Annotated in this window: 16 protein-coding genes and 1 pseudogene; 9 read left to right on the top strand and 8 right to left on the bottom strand. The window is 45.1% G+C overall.

Annotation, left to right across the window (positions count from 1 at the left end; translation table 11 throughout):
* Positions 1-93 precede the first annotated feature (93 nt).
* The 7 genes from U4956_RS11670 to U4956_RS11640 all read right to left on the bottom strand — a co-directional run bounded on the left by U4956_RS11670 (position 94) and on the right by U4956_RS11640 (position 7,629).
* Complete coding sequence (locus U4956_RS11670; protein WP_323090863.1) at positions 94-702, bottom strand: cysteine hydrolase family protein; 609 nt, start codon at positions 700-702, stop codon at positions 94-96.
* 233 nt (positions 703-935) lie between these two features.
* Positions 936-2,075 carry a recombinase RecA gene (gene recA, locus U4956_RS11665; protein WP_323090862.1) on the bottom strand — a complete coding sequence of 380 codons (1,140 nt, stop codon included), beginning with the start codon at positions 2,073-2,075 and terminating at the stop codon, positions 936-938.
* Between the two features lie 309 nt (positions 2,076-2,384).
* Entirely contained in the window at positions 2,385-2,972 is a 588-nt protein-coding gene (gene pgsA / locus U4956_RS11660) for a CDP-diacylglycerol--glycerol-3-phosphate 3-phosphatidyltransferase (protein ID WP_395529323.1), read from the bottom strand.
* Between the two features lie 61 nt (positions 2,973-3,033).
* Complete coding sequence (locus tag U4956_RS11655) at positions 3,034-4,332, bottom strand: helix-turn-helix domain-containing protein (protein ID WP_323090861.1); 1,299 nt, start codon at positions 4,330-4,332, stop codon at positions 3,034-3,036.
* Positions 4,333-4,730: 398 nt separating this feature from the next.
* A complete protein-coding gene (locus tag U4956_RS11650) occupies positions 4,731-5,228 on the bottom strand; it encodes a GNAT family N-acetyltransferase (protein ID WP_323090860.1) in 498 nt (165 codons plus the stop codon).
* 504 nt (positions 5,229-5,732) lie between these two features.
* A complete protein-coding gene (locus U4956_RS11645) occupies positions 5,733-6,326 on the bottom strand; it encodes a gamma carbonic anhydrase family protein (protein WP_323090859.1) in 594 nt (197 codons plus the stop codon).
* Between the two features lie 241 nt (positions 6,327-6,567).
* On the bottom strand, positions 6,568-7,629 hold the full coding sequence (locus U4956_RS11640) for a zinc ribbon domain-containing protein (protein WP_323090858.1): 1,062 nt from the start codon (positions 7,627-7,629) through the stop codon (positions 6,568-6,570).
* Positions 7,630-8,088: 459 nt separating this feature from the next.
* Between U4956_RS11640 and U4956_RS11635 the strand changes: the two genes are divergently transcribed.
* From U4956_RS11635 to U4956_RS11620, 4 genes are all read left to right on the top strand, one after another.
* Positions 8,089-8,364 (top strand): rhodanese-like domain-containing protein, encoded by a 276-nt coding sequence (locus U4956_RS11635; RefSeq protein ID WP_323090857.1) that lies wholly within the window; start codon positions 8,089-8,091, stop codon positions 8,362-8,364.
* Positions 8,365-8,538: 174 nt separating this feature from the next.
* Entirely contained in the window at positions 8,539-9,960 is a 1,422-nt protein-coding gene (locus tag U4956_RS11630; RefSeq protein WP_323090856.1) for an amidophosphoribosyltransferase, read from the top strand.
* A 359-nt stretch (positions 9,961-10,319) separates the two neighbouring features.
* On the top strand, positions 10,320-10,916 hold the full coding sequence (locus tag U4956_RS11625; protein WP_323090855.1) for an N-acetyltransferase: 597 nt from the start codon (positions 10,320-10,322) through the stop codon (positions 10,914-10,916).
* A 266-nt stretch (positions 10,917-11,182) separates the two neighbouring features.
* Positions 11,183-12,661 carry an ATP-binding protein gene (locus tag U4956_RS11620; protein WP_323090854.1) on the top strand — a complete coding sequence of 493 codons (1,479 nt, stop codon included), beginning with the start codon at positions 11,183-11,185 and terminating at the stop codon, positions 12,659-12,661.
* Between the two features lie 193 nt (positions 12,662-12,854).
* On the opposite strand, the gene U4956_RS11615 is transcribed toward U4956_RS11620, so the two are convergent.
* Entirely contained in the window at positions 12,855-13,088 is a 234-nt protein-coding gene (locus U4956_RS11615; RefSeq protein ID WP_323091505.1) for a class II D-tagatose-bisphosphate aldolase non-catalytic subunit, read from the bottom strand.
* Between the two features lie 81 nt (positions 13,089-13,169).
* Between U4956_RS11615 and U4956_RS11610 the strand changes: the two genes are divergently transcribed.
* From U4956_RS11610 to U4956_RS11590, 5 genes and pseudogenes are all read left to right on the top strand, one after another.
* Positions 13,170-13,412 (top strand): excisionase family DNA-binding protein, encoded by a 243-nt coding sequence (locus U4956_RS11610; protein ID WP_323090853.1) that lies wholly within the window; start codon positions 13,170-13,172, stop codon positions 13,410-13,412.
* 272 nt (positions 13,413-13,684) lie between these two features.
* Positions 13,685-15,193, top strand: a complete 1,509-nt coding sequence (locus U4956_RS11605) for an IS110 family transposase (RefSeq protein WP_323089548.1) — start codon at positions 13,685-13,687, stop codon at positions 15,191-15,193.
* A 177-nt stretch (positions 15,194-15,370) separates the two neighbouring features.
* Positions 15,371-15,817, top strand: a pseudogene (locus U4956_RS11600) (IS607 family transposase); the annotation flags it as partial.
* A complete protein-coding gene (locus U4956_RS11595) occupies positions 15,768-15,962 on the top strand; it encodes a hypothetical protein (protein WP_323090852.1) in 195 nt (64 codons plus the stop codon). The pseudogene U4956_RS11600 and the gene U4956_RS11595, both read left to right, overlap by 50 nt.
* A gap of 78 nt (positions 15,963-16,040) precedes the next feature.
* Positions 16,041-17,504 (top strand): zinc ribbon domain-containing protein, encoded by a 1,464-nt coding sequence (locus U4956_RS11590; protein WP_323090851.1) that lies wholly within the window; start codon positions 16,041-16,043, stop codon positions 17,502-17,504.
* Positions 17,505-17,636 lie beyond the last annotated feature (132 nt).

Raw genomic sequence — 17,636 nt, 5'->3', positions numbered from 1 at the left:
GTGATTCTGTTTGATTTTCTCCGGTTTGTTCCTTCGACCTTTGCTGGTCTGCCCAAACCGAAGCAGACTGGCTGCCCATGCCGGCTTTGGGCGTCATTGAATGGAGCTGACGACTTCAATGCCATTGGCTGCCATATTGGCCAGGGCCATTTCATTCCAGCTTTGCGCTTCATGAACGCCCGGAATTCCATACGTCTCCACACAGTCGACTGGTAAGATAACGCGCATGCCTTTGCGATTGTTCTGATTGATCCAGGCCTGTAAAGGCAGGGCGAGCTGAAGGACGCAAAGATCCGTGCAGCATCCAGTGACAATCAGATCTGCCTTTTCAGGAAGATTTGCGAGCAGTTCGAAAAACCCAGGGGCCATCGCAGCACTGATGGCATTCTTTTCCAGAACGGTGGTTACATAAGGCTGCAATTCATCGACAACCTGCGCTTCCTGACTGCCCTTGAGGCAATGCGGGGGAAAACTGGCAAACTCGGCGGCATCCGGTTCATGGGTATCATTGACAAAAATCGTCTGAACCGGGGTGCAGCTTTTGAGCAGCGTTTCAATCGGGGCAATACACTTGGCGATCGCCGGATCTGCCAGAGCCCCTTCTTTGACAAATCCATTGACCATATCGACCACAAAGACCACCGGACTGACCAGAGATGTATGGTCAAGAACGGGATAGGCGTCGTGATTCAATCGGGCCATTTTTCTTTCCTTCTTTCTGTTCAGGCGGGCCACAATCATCCGCCTTCTTTCAGGCATTTTGTCTATTATAGCCACTCCAGGCGACAATCACGGCGATATTGGGAGATTTGGATTATTTTTAGTTGTTTCTTTGGGAGTCATTTGTGAAATCGGTCAAAAGTTTCAGACATCCAAAAGAAAAACCAGCCACTTTTATAAATGACTGGTTGATTGCTTTTCTTTGGCTTTTCGAATTACTCTTCGATAATTTCGCCGGTCTCGAGATCGATATTTTCAAAATCCGCTTCGATTTCATCATTTAAATCGAGCTCTTCTTTTTCCTTGGCCAGATCGTCAGCATCAATGTCATCGCTTAAGTTCGATCCACGGATCAACTGCTGAACTTTGCCTTCGATTTCGGTACGCATCGGTTCGTTGTTTTTCAGGAATTCCTTAGCAGCTTCCTTACCCTGACCGATCTTATCTCCCTGATAGGAATACCAGGAACCGGATTTCTTGATGACGTCATATTCAACAGCCAGATCCACCAGTTCAGAAAGAGCACTCAGACCCTGGCCATAGGTGATTTCAAGCTGGCATTTTCTAAATGGGGCGGCCACCTTGTTTTTAACAATCTTGACGTTGACTTTATTTCCGACGATTTCGGTACCGTTTTTCACGACTTCGCTCTTACGGATTTCAATGCGAACAGAAGCATAGAATTTCAGGGCATATCCACCAGGAGTAGTTTCCGGGTTACCATACATCACACCGACTTTTAAGCGGAGCTGGTTGATAAAGATTGCGGTGCAGTCGTTCTGGTTCATCATACCGGAAAGTTTACGCATGGCTTTGGACATCATACGCGCCTGCGCTCCGACCTGCATTTCCCCCATTTCCCCATCGAGTTCGACCTGGGGGACAAGAGCGGCTACAGAGTCGACAACAACCAGATCCACGGCGCCGCTTTCAATCAGCATCAACATGATGTTCAGACCCTGTTCACCAGAATCCGGCTGAGAGAGAATCAGTTCATCAATGTTTACACCAAGATGTTTGGCGTAAACTGGGTCAATGGCGTTTTCCGCATCAATAAAGGCTGCCCGGCCGCCGCGCTTCTGGACTTCCGCAATGGCGTGTAAAGCCAGAGTGGTTTTACCGGAAGATTCTGGACCATAAATTTCAATAATGCGGCCTTTGGGGTAGCCGCCAATGCCTAAGGCCTTGTCTAACAAAAGGGATCCGGAAGGAATCGGTTCAACGTCAACCCCAGCCCGATCTCCAAGTTTCATGATGGATCCTTTTCCGTATTCTTTTTCGATGTCTTTAATGACGCCGGCAAGGAGTTCGTCCTTGGACTTTGTTTTTTCTTTTTCTGCTTTTTTTGCTGCCATACTTCATGACTTCCTTTCTATCTGTACATCTATACGCTGAATCTATGGATAGATCCGGCGCTGATTTTCTATCACTTCATTTCTACAGTAGTTATACAGGATATTGTGACAGTATCGATGTCTATTTAAAAATTTCTTTATTTTTTTCGCATTTTTTTCAAAAGCGGGTGGTGCCAGACGCTTTTAAAAGTTTCTGCTTCCATCATACGAAAAAGTCTTCCTCAAACGAAGAAAAGCAGTCCGCACTGGGCAGGCTGCTTCATCATTTTCGTTGGTTTTAGCGGATTTTGCACCTTCTTGGTGCGCGGCTTACATGGTTTCCAGTACGTAGTCTTTGAGCTGATCAAAGTAAACCCATCCAGAATACAGAGAAACCACTGCGGCTGCCCATAAGGCAATTTCAGCAACCGGCAGATGGAGATAGTTGAATGGGAAATTGCACAATAACAACAAGGGAATCGCCACCATCTGTAAGACGGTTTTCAGTTTGCCAGAAAAACCGGCAGAAACAACTTCTCCCTGGCTGGCGGCCGAAAAGCGCAGACCATCGACCACAAGGTCGCGGGCAATCATTAACAACACAGGAAGAACAGCCGCTTCGTGGGTATACACCAGCAGAATTAATGTGGTGTTGACTAACATTTTATCGGCAATTGGATCAAGAAACTTTCCAAACGAAGTAATCAGATTGCGGCTGCGGGCGATTTTGCCATCCAGCATATCCGTTAAAGAAGCAATCACAAACAAAAGCAGCACAATCACGTTGCGCATAGAAAGACCAGTGGCTTCATTGAGCACACACCAGTCAGCCGGAATCAGAAGATAAGCGGCCCAGACGATGGGAACCATGACCATTCGCATCACCGTCAGCTTATTGGGTAAGTTCATTTTTTTCATTTTTTCCTCACAAAGAGCAGAATCCGTCCGGATTCAAAAACCAGTGCTTACAGACTGGAAACTACCAGGTAATCGGGTTGCCATCAGCATCCACATAGACATCGCCGGATCCATCATCAAGGCCTGGAGGATCCATTGGAAACTCATCCGTTCCCGGATCCGTGTAGACTGGATCACTATATCCAGGGTCTGTATATCCAGGGTCTGTATATCCAGGATCCGTATATTCAGGGTCTGTGTAAACTGGATCTGTATATGTACCGCCTGGCTCGGTGTAGTCCGTATAGGGATCCTCATAAACAGGCTCCGTATACTCGTCAGCCGGAACAACTGGTTCGGTATTCGGATCAGACTGAGCTGCTTCGGACCGGCCGGCTGTCTGGCTGGAGGCAGAACTGTCGGAAGACGGCTTGGTGAAGTGGACGTTGAACTGGAGTTTTGCCTGGTGGTTTGCATCGGCGCGAATGTAATCCGATGGAATTTCCAGATCATCGATCGAAAGCTTGCTTTGAGACTGCTCATCGGCAAAGAGAATGGTCAGCGTGCCATCCGTCGTGGCGTTGAGTACATAGGCAAACTGTTCTTTAACTTCCGATGAGAACGCTGGGGTATCGTTCCAGAGAATCGTTACCTTCTGGGCATTACCAGGGGTAATGCTGATGTGAATCGACGGATTGTCCGGATTGAATCCATTGAGATCATAAACGCCTTTGGTTGATGTGGTCGCAATAGTAATCGAGTTCTGTGCCGGAGTTGAGCTGTCATCCTGACGGCTTTTGCGGTCCTCAGCCAGACGCTGTGTTGTTTCCTCTTCCGCTCTAAGCTCATCCGCTCTTGCCTGTTTCTGTTCTTCTAAAGAACGTGCGGCACGCTGCTGGCCAACGTAGCTGACTAAAGCAAGTCCGCCAACCACACAGATGGCACAGATCAAAATCAGACGGGAAAGCTTATTCTGGCTGCCCCAGCTGATCGATCGGGACAATTTACCGGCGCTGTTCAATAACGAACGGCGTTTGCGTTTTTTACGGCTGGCCTTCGTGGTTTTACGGCCGCTGGTCATGGATGGCATCGATTCCATCATTTTGACCTGAGCCTGATGAAGGGCCTGGTCGCGGGCTGCCGCATAGGCATTGATATTGGCGTCAACTTCATCTTTGATCAGATTCCAGTTGACTCCAATGGCATCACAATATCCATGGACAAAGTAGCGGACATACGAAAAGTCATCCGAGAAGATATCCAGGTTGTTTTCTTCAATAGCACGTATATATTCAGGCTTCAATCTTGTCTGGATCGCAAGATCCTGGATGGACAGATTCAGATCAAGGCGCCTCTGTTTCAGAATCTGATAATATGACATAGCTTTTTCCTTTGTATGTATGTAATTATAAGCAAATTCAACCGTCATCAAAATGACGATTCATGAAAGGTTACCAGTTTTTTTACGATCGAGGAAGGATTCTTTGAAACCTTGGCAAATCGTTAGCTCTTTATTCACTTTCCGCCTTGATGTATTGGCTTACATTCAAGGATGAATTTCAGCCGGTCATGAAAAATATCGTGGATTTCCAGACTTTTCCAGCTGAAGGCATTTTTTCTTTCGTCTTTTTAATCTTGTTTTGAATCTTTGAAACAGACTGGAAACAAAAAGCGCCTGGGAAGCACCTTACCGCCATAAAAATTCGGACAGTCTTGTCGGGCAGAGTGGTGGGCGCCAAAAAAGCGAGACTTGGGTCTCGCTTATCTTGTCGTCTGATTTTACTCACGGTTTTCCAGATCCATGATCATGCGGTACCAGTGCTTGCCTCCATGCTCGGACTTGGCCTCTCCGGTTTTCTTGAAACCCAGCCGTTCATAAAATGGAACGTATTCTTCTTTGCAGTTGAGAATAATTCCCTTGCGGGAGTCGTTGACACAGTCCTTGATGACTTCTTTCATCAGGATCGATGCGTATCCGCGTTTACGGAATTCCGGAACCGTCTCCACGCCAAACAGCATCTGCCATTTGCCATTTTCATCATGAAGTGATGGATCGGCATAGAACGAATCGAGCAGTTCTTCACTGTTGCTGACAAGACCATCAACCATACTGACAAGCTTTCCATCCCGTTCCAGAAGCCAGAAGTGATTGGGATACACGTTCAGACGTCCTTCCAGAGTTTTTTTATCGGCTGCTTCTTCCGCCGGAAAACTTGCCGCTTCAACCTGTGCGATTCTTTCAAGATCTTCAGGCTTTGCATTTCGAATTTCAAGCATCGTTCTTCCTCCAGGATAACCACTGCGAAAAGTCTGCGGTGTCCGTTAGATTATATCAAAGCGTCTTTCAAGGTTTGAGCTTTTCGAATCCACTTGGTCCTCTTCCTTTCATTTTTCTGTTCAAGTTCCTCAAAATGATCAGAAAATATCCCAGCCTTCCTGTACCCGGTCAGCCGCACAGGACTACAGATCCATCGCATTTTTCACATCATGTTGCCATTGTCTGTTGCTTTTCGTTTCAGACTCAATAAAACAAGGTATTTATCCTGACAGACCAAAAGGAAAAAGTCCCCTTTTACGCTTCCTGATCGATCAGTTTTTCTTCGATTTCATCCGTCGGTTTTGTCTATCAGTTTTATCTATCTGTTGTGTCTATCAGTTGTGTCCGTCAGTTTTGTTCAGCGGTTGTATTCGTCGATTTCGTGTGTCTTTCCTCGTTCTTTTCTGCTTTCTGTCTTCCGGCTCGAATTGGGTCTGCGCTTGCCGGAATGGGAGGGCTGGTTTTTACTTCATATGATGCAGGCGCATGCGGGCCTGTTTGACATAGTGCCGGGCATTCTCGCGGTTCTGTTCGATTTCTTCTGGCCGCAAATCCCGCATGATGCGGGCGGGCACGCCTAAAGCAAGTTTTCCAGGGCCGATCTCTTTGCCCTCGCCAACCACCGCCCCAGCACCAACCATGGCTCCTTTGCGAATATGCGCTCCATTTAAAAGGACAGCTCCCATGCCAATCAGGCAGTCATCTTCAAGAACAGCCCCATGAACAATGGCTCCATGACCAATCGTGACATTTTTGCCAATCACGATCGGATAGCCAGGATCTGTATGCAGTACACAACCGTCCTGAATATTAGAACCCGATCCGATTGTGATCGGAGCAGATTCTGTCCGGATCACGGCGTTATGCCAGACACTTACGTCATCACCAAACTGAATCTCTCCCTCGAGTACAGCCCCCGGCCCCAGAAACATCGGGATCTGGCGATCAAAATTTTTGTGACTGGACTCAGTTTCTTGCTGACTGGTCTGGTTTTCTGTCGATGGGCGGGTCAGATTTTTCTGATCCATTTCAACCACAGGCTCTGCTTTCTGATTCATAAATCTCCTTCTTTCCTGCTTTGCAACTCTTTTCCAAAGGGATGGCTGAATTCCCTTCTCTTTGAATTCGGCCTTTTCCACTTCTGTCCTCTTTTGACTTTTGTTTTCCATCTTCTAATTTCTGTATGGATCTCCTTCATCGTAACGCAGATCGATTGGTTTGCCTGTTTTTCTGCCATTTAAAAACCAGGACGGCTGGTCCTGGTTTTGAAGAAATTCAATCCAACTGGATGGATTTTGTCTAATTGTGGATGCCGGAAGAGGCAAGCAGATCTTCAAGCACTTTCATCGAAGCTGCATTTGCAAGCGGACGCTTGGATGTTTCCAGGCGGGAAGAAGCCTCTTCATTTGAATCTTCTGTTGAAGAGCTTTCGGATTTCGGGGAAGATTCAATAATGACACCCGCTTCGTCCGTCCCCAGAGCGGCGCTTTCTGAATCGGCGGCATACTGATGGGCTTCATTTTGAGAGATCTCAGAATTACCGTCGCCGCCCGCATAGACCTCAGAGGTCTGGTTTTCCTTATCCGCCTTGGTATCATTCTTGCTTTCCTGCGAGAAGTCAGATTCCAGAGTTGAATTCAGACTCTGACTGACCACATTGACACTGGTTGAACGGTTGTTGTCGCAGTCGATAATGGTTCCAGTCACAATCGAGGAGTTTGGCTGAAGAATATAGTAATACTCAGTTTCTTCCCCCTGAATGGTGTGGTAGATCGTCGGACTGTCGGCCGTTTCCGCTTCACTTTTGGTAAACGGCAAAGCGTTCAGTCTCGATGAGGTAATGGTGACAATCATGTTGTCAGCGGTATGAATTTCAAAAATCATCTGACCATTGTTTTGGTCAAAGTCAAACAGATAGTCCGTGTATTCAGGAAAAGTCAGCGTCAGTTCCGATTCCGGGATCTTTACAGTGCGGGTATTCAGATTGACGTACTGGGAAAAATCATTGGAATCGCGGCCGGGCAGATTGTTTGCCGGAGACTCGGCTGTATCTTCCTGAAGATCAGCCTCTTCGATGACATCCGTGTTTTCTTCAGGAAAATCGGGCACAACGGCCGTCTGAACAGATTGAGAACCACTGCCAGACGGCAGAAACAGAAGCAAAGCCAGAATACCGACGCCAATAACCATAAAAATGGAAAGCGCTGTGATTAAAACGCGATGGGTATTGGTCTGACGTTTTGGACGGTGACGAGCATTTTTTCCATTGGCTGGTGGAATGGGAGGGATCATCTGCGAACCGCATTTGACACAATAGCGAACGCCAGAGGGGTTTTCGTATTCACACTTTGGACACTTCATAACATCACCTCCGTTTTTTTATGATAACGATCGAATATAGGATTTTTCGACAGAAATTCTAAACATTGAATAAACATTGTTGAATTGGCAGGCCGCCTTCACTATGGGGATTGGGGTAAATTTTATCCATGGTTGAATCCCTGCAAAATTGAAATGCCACAGTCTCCTGCTGCCCCTCTGTGGTGGTCATCAAGAAAGCATCTTGAAGCACCCGATAAGAACAAAGAAGGATCGAAGGGAAACTTTATCACTTTAAAATCTGTTTGGACAGACTTTCGCCTGACTCCAATACAATCACAAATCCCTGCCATGCTCAGTCCACAGTCACCAGGATTTTCATCCGATTGATAAATCACACCAATCAGCCTGCCTGAAAGCCGGTACGATCTTTCGTTCAATCCGCTTAGGAAGGAGTGATCCGTTTTTTATAATAATCGTACAGAAAGAAGGTAATTTCTTATGACGATTGATGAATATGTTGCAAAAGCAAAAGAAGACGGAACGCCTATTATTGATGTACGTCCGCCTGAAATGTATGCCGAAGGTCATATCCCTGGCGCTGTGAATATCCCTCTTGCAAAAATTCCGGAAGCCGAAATAAAACCTGGATCCTACTTATATTGCGTGACTGGCTACCATGCCGGCCTGGCCAAAGAGGATCTGGCCAAACGTGGAATTGCCGCTGAAGATATCGGTGGAATTGAAAACTACACCGGTCCAGAAGCCACTGCGTAAAGTGCTTTTGGCAAGCCCCGTTTCGGGCAATTTCCTTGCGTTTTTTACAATTTTGTAATGACACCTCCCCGTTTGCCGGGGATTTTTTTTGTTCATGAGACGCAGGTGATAAAATACGATTCTGAACTGAAGCGTTCAAAGAGATGCAAAGGGAACTATAACAGGAGGAAAATCATGAGTGGATTTTTTGGTGCTGCTTTAAAAAGCAGCTGTATTCTGGATCTGTTTTTTGGAACTGACTATCATTCGCATTTAGGAACCCGCCGGGCTGGTCTGGCTGTTCATGGCGAAAACGGCTTTGTCCGTTCCATTCACAATATCGAAAATACCCCGTTTCGTTCAAAATTCGATCGGGAACTCGATGACTTTGAAGGCAACATCGGAATTGGCTGCATTTCCGACTACGAATCCCAGCCTTTACTGATTCATGGCCGTCTTGGCTCGTTTGCCATTTCGACTGTCGGTAAAATCAATAACATTGCCGAACTCAAACAGCTCTGCTTCGATTCCGGTATGAACCACTTCTATGAAATGAGCACTGGCGAGGTCAATCCAACCGAACTGGCGGCTGCTTTAATCTGTACAAAAGATTCTTTTCTGGAAGGCATCAAATACTTGCAGGAAATTGTGGATGGCTCGCTGTCCCTGCTGCTGCTGACAGACCACAGCATCCTCGCTGCCCGCGATAAATTCGGCCGTACGCCAATCGTTCTGGGTAAAAAAGAAGACGGCTCGGGATACTGCTGCGCCTTTGAAAGTCATTCTTTCTTAAACCTCGGCTATAAACCATATGGGGAACTTGGTCCCGGTGAAATTGTTGAAATCACCCCAGAAAAGGTGGAAGTGCTCAAAGGAGCCGGCAAAAAAATGAAAATCTGCTCCTTTTTGTGGGTTTACTATGGCTATCCAACTTCAACCTATGAAGGCATCAACGTTGAACAGATGCGCAACCGCTGCGGCAACCTGCTGGCCAAACGCGACAACTTAGGCAAAGGCTGTGTAGATTGTGTTGCCGGTGTTCCGGATTCGGGAATTGCTCATGCGATCGGCTATTCGAATGCGACCGGCATTCCTTACGCCCGGCCTTTTATCAAATACACGCCAACCTGGCCGCGTTCCTTTATGCCTGTCAGCCAGACGCAGCGCAATCACATTGCGTCCATGAAACTGATTCCGGTTCAGGAAATGATCAAAGATCGCCGTCTGCTGCTGATTGATGACTCCATCGTCCGTGGGACTCAGCTTGGCAATACAACCAAGTTCTTATATGACTCCGGTGCCAAAGAAGTTCACGTCCGCCCGGCCTGCCCGCCAATTTTATACGGATGCAAATACCTCAACTTCTCCCGCTCGACTTCTGATCTGGATCTGATTACGCGTCGGGTGATTCAGGATCTTGAAGGCGGCGAGCCAAGTGCCGAAATTCTGGCTGAATATGCCAACCCGGACAGTGAACGTTATGCCAAGATGCTGGAAGAAATCCGCAGACGTTCAAACTTCACCTCCCTGCGCTATCATCGCCTTGATGACATGGTGGAATCCATCGGCCTGCCCAAGTGCAAGCTGTGCACCTATTGCTTCGATGGCGTAGAATAAACAGACGATTTCCAGCCTTTATTCATCCTCATCGGCCAATGGCTTTTCCAAACTGCACCGCAATTTGGATGGAGTCTCCTTGCTTATCGTATGAACTGAAGATTGTCAGAGATTTATCCGTGATCTGAATCCATCGTCTTTGTTCAACAGACATTTCAAGCTTCTGAAAGGGATTTCGCGTCTCCATTTTCAGAAGCTTTTTTCGTTGGATTGGACATTTTTTAAAGTTTGCCTGCCTCTTTTTGGGGAATGTTCTAGAATCGTTTCTGAACCTAAATCTGACTGATTGATTTTGGATCCAGTCTGGTCAGAGAGTCTGCACGCAGAAATTCTGACCGGTTAGAGAAGGAGAAAACGCCATGAAGATTCGTCATTCCACCCCTGCTGATCTAGCTGCCATTCAGGCAATTTATGCCCATGCTCGTGCGCTGATGAAAGCCACCGGCAATCCAAATCAATGGAAAGACAATCGCCCTTTAACCTCAGCCATTGAAAACGATATTGACCTTCATCAATCGTATGTTCTTGAACAGGACGGTGAAATCGTTGGTGTGTTCTCCCTGATTTTTGGAGCCGATCCTACCTATGCCATCATTGAGCAGGGCCAGTGGAAAAGTGATCTGGAATATGGAGCCATCCATAAAATTGCTTCGTCTGGCAAAGTCCCAGGTATCTTTGATGCAATTCTCCAATTCTGCGAAGCCAGAGCGATTTCTCTGCGCATCGATACGCATCCGGATAATCACATCATGCAGCATCTGATTTTAAGCCATGGTTTTTCCTACTGCGGTCTGATCTATACAGATGATGGTACGATCCGCCTTGCCTACCAGAAAGACCTGATTGAACCTGCCGACTCGATAAAGAACCAGAAAACCACCCTGGATCCCAGACACCATCCGAGTCAGATTGATCCCGCTTTCCAGAAAAACTTTAAAGACTCCCCTTGCATCTGATCATCAGCCGGCCGCCGTCCATTGGATGGGCGGCTTTTCTTTGGCTTGCTTTTTCCAGTCTTTCTTTTGCCTTCTTAGATGATCGATCTGCCATTGCCCTGTTTTCATCTTCTCTTTCCTTCAAATCTCGCATTTCGAAGCCGGCTCATCTCTTCAGTTTCTTTGCAATTTCCGAATTTTTCAAAGTCTGCACCTGACATGAGTACTAAATCGTGATTTACTAAATCTAGATTTAGTAAATCACGATTTAGTAAGGAGGTCTTACCATGTTTATTGGCAGAAAACAGGAACTCAGTTTTCTTGAATCCCGATATTCTCAATCTTCTGGCGAATTGATTATCGTATACGGAAGACGAAGGATTGGAAAAACCGAAACACTTCTTCAATTCTGTAAAGATAAAAATGCCGTCTTTTTCCCTTGCACGGAATGCGCAGACGCCACCCAGCTTCAACGATTTTCCCAAGCACTCATGCAAAAAGCGGTTCCCGGTTCTGGATTCATCCTCAATTTCTCTGACTGGGAGAGCGCATTTCGAACGTTTGTTCACACTTCTTCTTCCGATCAGAAAAAACGGATTCTGGTCTTAGATGAATTTCCGTATATGGTCAAAGGCAATCCTGAAATCCCTTCAATTCTTCAAAATCTGTGGGATCATGAGTTTAAAAACCAAAATATTATGGTTATTCTTTGTGGCAGTTCCATCAGTTTCATTGAAAAAGAACTTCTTGGCCAGAAAAATCCTTTATATGGCAGGGCAACCGGCATCTACAAAATGGAACCCATGAATTTTTATGATGCCATTCAGTTCTTTCCTGGCTATTCTGATCTTGACAAAGTCTATCTCTACTCTGTTCTGGGAGGAGTCCCGCATTATTTAAACCAATTTGATCCTGATCTTGGACTCTACAATAATATTCTCACCAGAATTCTGACGAAAGGATCTGCCCTTTTCAGTGAAACCGAATTCCTTCTTCATCAGGAACTTCGTGAATCCGCCATCTACAACGATATTCTAGGTGCTGTGGCATCTGGATGCACCAGAGTGAATGACATCTCCCAAAAGGCCTTGATTGAAAACACCGCAAAGACTTCTGTTTACCTGAATAATCTGCAGGATTTAGGACTGATCCGACGCGAATTTTCAGTTGATGCCGGGCCTAAGCAAAAGGCAAATAAAAACCGAGGTTCTTATCGGCTTGCCGATCAGTTTTTCAGATTCTGGTATGCGTTTTGCCAGCCCCAGTTTACTGCCCTGATTGACCATCGTTCAGACGGCATTCTTCAATACATCATCAAGCCTGGTCTTCATCAATATAGTTCATACATTTTTGAAGAAATCTGCCATCAATTTGTAAATAAGCTTTCAGATATGGGAAAACTCCCTTTCTGGGTGGCTAAGATTGGCCGGTGGACAGGAAAAACAACCATCAGATGCAAGGATGATCCAAATGGATACCATACAGCTGAAACCGAAATCGATCTTCTTGGAATTTCTTTTGATGGCAGTCAATACTTAGTTGGCGAATGCAAGTTCAAAAACGCTCCCTTTTCATGGTCAGAATATCTGGATTTGAAAATGAAGCTTCTTCCTTTGCAAAGCAGCCATGAGTTTTATTACATTTTGTTTTCGCAATCCGGCTTTGATGACAAAATCCTTGCCCAAGCAAACCAAAACGACCACCTTTTCCTTTACTCCTTGCATGAAATTGTTCATCCAGAGCTTCTGGAAGATAAGAATGACTAACTTTAAAATCCGTATGGAATGACAGGCAGAAGCGTATTGGATGGCCTTTCCTTTTCCAGGACTGTTCATAGAAACGAATTCCCTTATTATCTGGGCCATTTGTCGTTTCGAAATCTGTAACAAAGCAAAACAAATAAAACAGGATGCCTCTCTTTACGAGAAAATGCATCCAGTTTTTAACAGCCACTTTGAATTAGAGAAGCCCCTGTTGTGTTGCAAAGGTATATTCGTCAATCGTATTGCGGATCCGATCCTGAATGAGGGCTTCTGGTTTGTTTGCAAGCTTGCCTTCACGAACTTTTGTGTACTGGATTGGCATGAACTGGGAAAGAAGAGCCAGGTTGATGCCGTAGTAGTTCAGATTCATCACCAGTTTATCAAGTTCGGCCTGAACTTTTGACTGGCCGATGTAGTAGCGGGAACGGATTTTAACAGTTGGTTATATTGGGTTTTTAAGGAAAAAAACAGTCTGTAATGAATATAAATGTGTTATTATAAATCCATGAGAATGAAGACGTCACAAGCCTGCAAATACCTTGGGGTTGCCAGGCACACCTTATACAAAATGATTGAAGATGGAATGCCTGCCCATCGCTCTATTGGCGGACACTACATGTTTGACCAGGAAGAAATGGATCAATACATTGGCAAAGCTCCTGACCTTCCTGAACGAACGGCTGTTGGCTATTGCCGGGTTTCAACCAAAAAGACGCCATGGCCTTCGGCCACATGCCGCAATGAAAATGGGTGAATCGAACTCAATAAAGGACTCAGTTCATAAGATATATCCATTACAATTAATCTGTAAGAGGAGTTAATAAGTGCGTTTTATCTTTTGTGGATTTCATATTCATGATCAAGGCAGTCAAAAAGACTGCACAATCAGAAGCGCCAGAGAACATGCCAGAAGTCCTTAGAGGCTGTAAAGTAGATTTCATCGTCTTACTAATTAATGTTTGATAGTTGTTGCGTTCGCAACGCTTCTGATAGCTCCTTCTTATATTAAATTGGAGGAGATTAACTATGAGAAGAGCCAAATCTTCGACAAAAACACATAGGCCAGTAACTGTTTCTCAGAAACCTGTCCTTACCCATGCTTGTGGCATCGATGTTCACAGCAAGTTTCTTGTCGCTTGCGCAAAAATAGTCAATGCGGATGGGACAATAACGAAATACGAAAAATCCTTCCCAATCTTTAACGAGGATCTTGAACAGTTCAAAGATTGGTTAATTGACCTGGATTGTACCAATGTATGCATGGAATCGACAAGTGTATACTGGCACCCGGTCTTTAACGCTCTTGAACGAGCCATGCAAGAAGTAAGTGTGTGCAATCCTAAATGGCTGTCCCTGGTAAAGAATGAGAAGGATGATAGAAAAGATGCAGAACGAATCTGTGACCTCTATAGAAATGGAATGACCCGAAACAGTTATATTCCAGAACAAAATATCAGGAATCTGCGAGAAATGAGCCGAATGAGGAAGAATTATGTCCAGAATCGGACCGCTGAACACAACGTACTTCTAGCCTGCTTCGCCTCACACGGTTTAAAACTCGATACAGTTTTCTCTGATATCAGAGGCAGTTCTGCGACAAAGATTACCAATCTGATTATATCAAATGAAGACTGCACAGATGATCAGATTATGGCTTGCGTACACAGAAAATGTAAGTCTTCAAGGGAAGATATTCTCAAGGCTTGCCGGGGGATAAAACTAGATGATTGGGCAAAGAAGAAGATTGTAACGCTTCTGGATAATATCAAGCGACTGGATCAAATGATTCTAGATTTAGATCAGACGATGCAGAACTTAATCAACAGTGAGTTCAGATCATATTTTGATCTGCTTTTAACTGTGCCTGGAATTAGTCGGGTAAGCGCTCGAACGATTCTGGCTGAGATTGGAGTAGACATGAGCCATTTCCAGACTGCATCTCAGTTCGCTAAATGGGCTGGTTTGGCTCCAGGAAGCAATGAATCTGCTGGCAAAGTGTTTTCAAAACACGTAACCAAAGGTGGAGCTAATCTAAAACCAACACTTATTCAAGTGGCCTGGGCAGCGGTCAAATCGAAGAAGGTTCCTTATTACAAGATTAAGTTTGAAAGCCTGAAGCAGCGGATGACACCAAAACAAGCAATAGTCGCCATAGCCCGAAAGATTTTAGTATCGATTTATCACATGTTTAAAAAGAAAGCTATCTGGCATCCCACAGACTGCAACAAGGAATTCATTCCAAATAATGTATCGCAATCCAAAGAAGCTCGAAAGCTTAGAACCAACGTTCAATCCCTGCTGGCAATGGGAATGGATCGCGAAGAACTTCTTGAAACGGTCAATACCAGTGCTGATCTCTACGAAAAGAATCTTAAAGAAGAAGCAGTATTTGACCATTTTACTGGAGAAGTCTTAGTAACGGATCCCCCTACCATCAAGAAAGCTAAAACTGCAAAGAGTCTTCACATTTCCGAAAAGAATGTCAAATCAGGGAGCAGTGAACTAATCAAATACGACATAATACCCGCTAGTTAATTGAAACTAACGGGGGAAAGGGGGTACTACACCTTTTTAAAAATTTAAAGAATTAATCATAAATCAATGTGTAGCAAGACCAGCCCCTCAGGCCCCCCTGCACATATGTGATTTCGACTTTAGGGTACTGGCAAGGGGGCCTGAGGGGCTGAATTTTCAAAGTAGAGAAAAGATGACCTTGAAAGGCAAGCCGATGTGGTTGAAATCTATATGCAAAAGCAAGGCTGGAAATATCAAATCATTGAAGATATTGGATCTGGAATGAACTATAAAAAGCCGGGGCTTTTAAAACTGATTGATCTTTTACTGGATCGAAAGATCAGCCATATTGTCATTACCCACAAAGACAGGCTTCTTCGTTTTGGCTTTGAGTTGATTGAATACATTGCCAAAAAGATGGATACAGAAATCGTAGTTCTTAACCAGGGCGAAGAAAGAAACGGCGCCCAGGAATTAACAGATGACTTGATTGCGATCATCACTGTATTTTCAGGACGGCTGTATGGCCCCAGAAGCAACAAGACCAAAAAAATCATTGAGGAAAGTAAACGGCTGTTGAAAGGAGATGGAGCAGATGAGCAAATCGAAGAAAACGATTCAGATGGTTTCAATCAAATTGAATGATGACCAGCAGATGTTCGCCGAGAATTTGTTTACTGCTTACATGGAAACCTATAACCTGCTCTCTCCTATTGCCTGTTCCATCAATTCTCATGGACGAAGTGCAGAAAAGATCCGGGACGATCTGCGCAAGCAAAAGCAGGTGTAAAAAGACATCACGACTCATGTTGCAAAAGTAACCGGAGTCGCTTTTCCTGATGGAATGCTTCCATCCTGGCTATGGACAATGGCTTTGCATTCTGCAGTAGCGAACCGCAAGTCTATGGATGAAGAAATCTTCAGGCGGATTCAGGAAGAGCTGTACGCAGATTACAAGATGACGGCCCATGAAGCGGCAGTTGTCATGTACGTGGCTAAATCTCCCAAAGTCTTCAAGAAGATCCTTCAAAAAAGAATGTTTGAAGTCCCCAAAAAGTTTTCAAACAAAGAGATCAATGGCCATCTGCGGCAATGCGATCCTAAGCGGCTCCACAAACTCATTGCTCACGCAGCAAGAAGATACAGGCAATACCTTCGGCCAGTTCATACGAATAAAAATACATGGATGAAGATCGATAAGAATGGATATGGCATCCAGCATAAAAATGGAACGACTTTTATTTCTATGCGCAGCTTAGGCAGCCAGAAAGAATTCAAGGTCGAACTGAAAGGAATCTTTTATACAGCCAAAACAGGCAAGACGAGAAGCAATCTTACTGTTGTCTATGACCGGGACAGGAAATGCTTAGTTTTCCAGAGAATGGTTGAAGTCAGAAACCGCCCGAACCAGTCAGAGACAAAGGTTGGGATGGATGCGGGAATCACGTCACTGCTCAGCACTTCCCATAATATGGCTTCTGCTTCTTTAAAAGAAGAAAAGCTTGCCAAGAAGGAAAAAGAGCTGAAAGAGAAAAACAGCAAGGCGGCTCAAACGCTTGACCATACAACCTTCAAGCAGTTCAGCTATTCTGCTTCTGATTTTCTCAGCCAGCGGGGAATCCAGCGCAACCGGATTCGAGACCGCAGGAAAAATGCCTTAAAAGAAGCAGACCAGATCCAGTTTTTGCTTAACGATCCACAATCAAAATGCTCAGAAGACGAGAAAAAGAAACTGGAAGACCAGATCTATGCCCTTAGACGCAAAGCTAAGCGGATTGAGGAAAACAACCGAAGAGGGAACAAACACTTTCGCAGGCAGTCCCAGAGAATCCAGGATCATTTAAAGACAATCACAAATGAAGAGATTGCCTTAGTTCTCAAAGCAGACTCGGATATTGGGCACATCATCATGGAAAACCTGGACATCAGGGGACAGGCAAGCACCTGGTCAAAACTAAACCGCAGGCTGTCAGGCTGGATTTATGGCCTCTTGCAGGAAAGAGTGGAATACAAAGCTGGATTGAAGTCAATTAAAACTTCGTATGTCAACCAGGCTTACAGTTCCCAATACTGCCATATCTGCGGAAGCAAAATCCAAAGAGACAAATCTCATTATGAAAAGGCGCGTTGTAAGCTGCATGGCCAGTTCAATGCAGATATCAACGCCGCCCATAACCTCGTCTGGATGTATGAAAATCATCCTGAAGTCACCAAATGGACTCCAAGAAAAACGGTCCAGCAGTTTTATGAAAAAAGATCTGAATGTTATAACCAGACCGTCTGCAGCCTTGTTGCATCATTAAAAGGGTTAAGCAGTGCAAAATCCGCCTAACTCTGCGTAATTAGTTTTTCTGCACAAAAAATACGAACCAAAAACAAGTGTGAACACCCGGCACAAACACATAGAAAAATCCCATATGAGTTTTGAACTCATATTTGTTTACTCCCCCTGCCGAAGCTGGCG

It is taken from the genome of Allobaculum sp. JKK-2023 (assembly GCF_034745455.1).
GTDB lineage: Bacteria > Bacillota_I > Bacilli_A > Erysipelotrichales > Erysipelotrichaceae > Allobaculum.
This window is presented reverse-complemented; position numbering and strand designations above follow the sequence as displayed.

Bases quoted from the DNA above. Each gene is read 5' to 3' on its own strand.
- U4956_RS11670 (WP_323090863.1), bottom strand. From the start codon at position 702: ATGGCCCGATTGAATCACGACGCCTATCCCGTTCTTGACCATACATCT.
- recA (WP_323090862.1), bottom strand. From the start codon at position 2,075: ATGGCAGCAAAAAAAGCAGAAAAAGAAAAAACAAAGTCCAAGGACGAA.
- pgsA (WP_395529323.1), bottom strand. From the start codon at position 2,972: ATGAAAAAAATGAACTTACCCAATAAGCTGACGGTGATGCGAATGGTC.
- U4956_RS11655 (WP_323090861.1), bottom strand. From the start codon at position 4,332: ATGTCATATTATCAGATTCTGAAACAGAGGCGCCTTGATCTGAATCTG.
- U4956_RS11650 (WP_323090860.1), bottom strand. From the start codon at position 5,228: ATGCTTGAAATTCGAAATGCAAAGCCTGAAGATCTTGAAAGAATCGCA.
- U4956_RS11645 (WP_323090859.1), bottom strand. From the start codon at position 6,326: ATGAATCAGAAAGCAGAGCCTGTGGTTGAAATGGATCAGAAAAATCTG.
- U4956_RS11640 (WP_323090858.1), bottom strand. From the start codon at position 7,629: ATGAAGTGTCCAAAGTGTGAATACGAAAACCCCTCTGGCGTTCGCTAT.
- U4956_RS11635 (WP_323090857.1), top strand. From the start codon at position 8,089: ATGACGATTGATGAATATGTTGCAAAAGCAAAAGAAGACGGAACGCCT.
- U4956_RS11630 (WP_323090856.1), top strand. From the start codon at position 8,539: ATGAGTGGATTTTTTGGTGCTGCTTTAAAAAGCAGCTGTATTCTGGAT.
- U4956_RS11625 (WP_323090855.1), top strand. From the start codon at position 10,320: ATGAAGATTCGTCATTCCACCCCTGCTGATCTAGCTGCCATTCAGGCA.
- U4956_RS11620 (WP_323090854.1), top strand. From the start codon at position 11,183: ATGTTTATTGGCAGAAAACAGGAACTCAGTTTTCTTGAATCCCGATAT.
- U4956_RS11610 (WP_323090853.1), top strand. From the start codon at position 13,170: ATGAAGACGTCACAAGCCTGCAAATACCTTGGGGTTGCCAGGCACACC.
- U4956_RS11605 (WP_323089548.1), top strand. From the start codon at position 13,685: ATGAGAAGAGCCAAATCTTCGACAAAAACACATAGGCCAGTAACTGTT.
- U4956_RS11595 (WP_323090852.1), top strand. From the start codon at position 15,768: ATGAGCAAATCGAAGAAAACGATTCAGATGGTTTCAATCAAATTGAAT.
- U4956_RS11590 (WP_323090851.1), top strand. From the start codon at position 16,041: ATGGCTTTGCATTCTGCAGTAGCGAACCGCAAGTCTATGGATGAAGAA.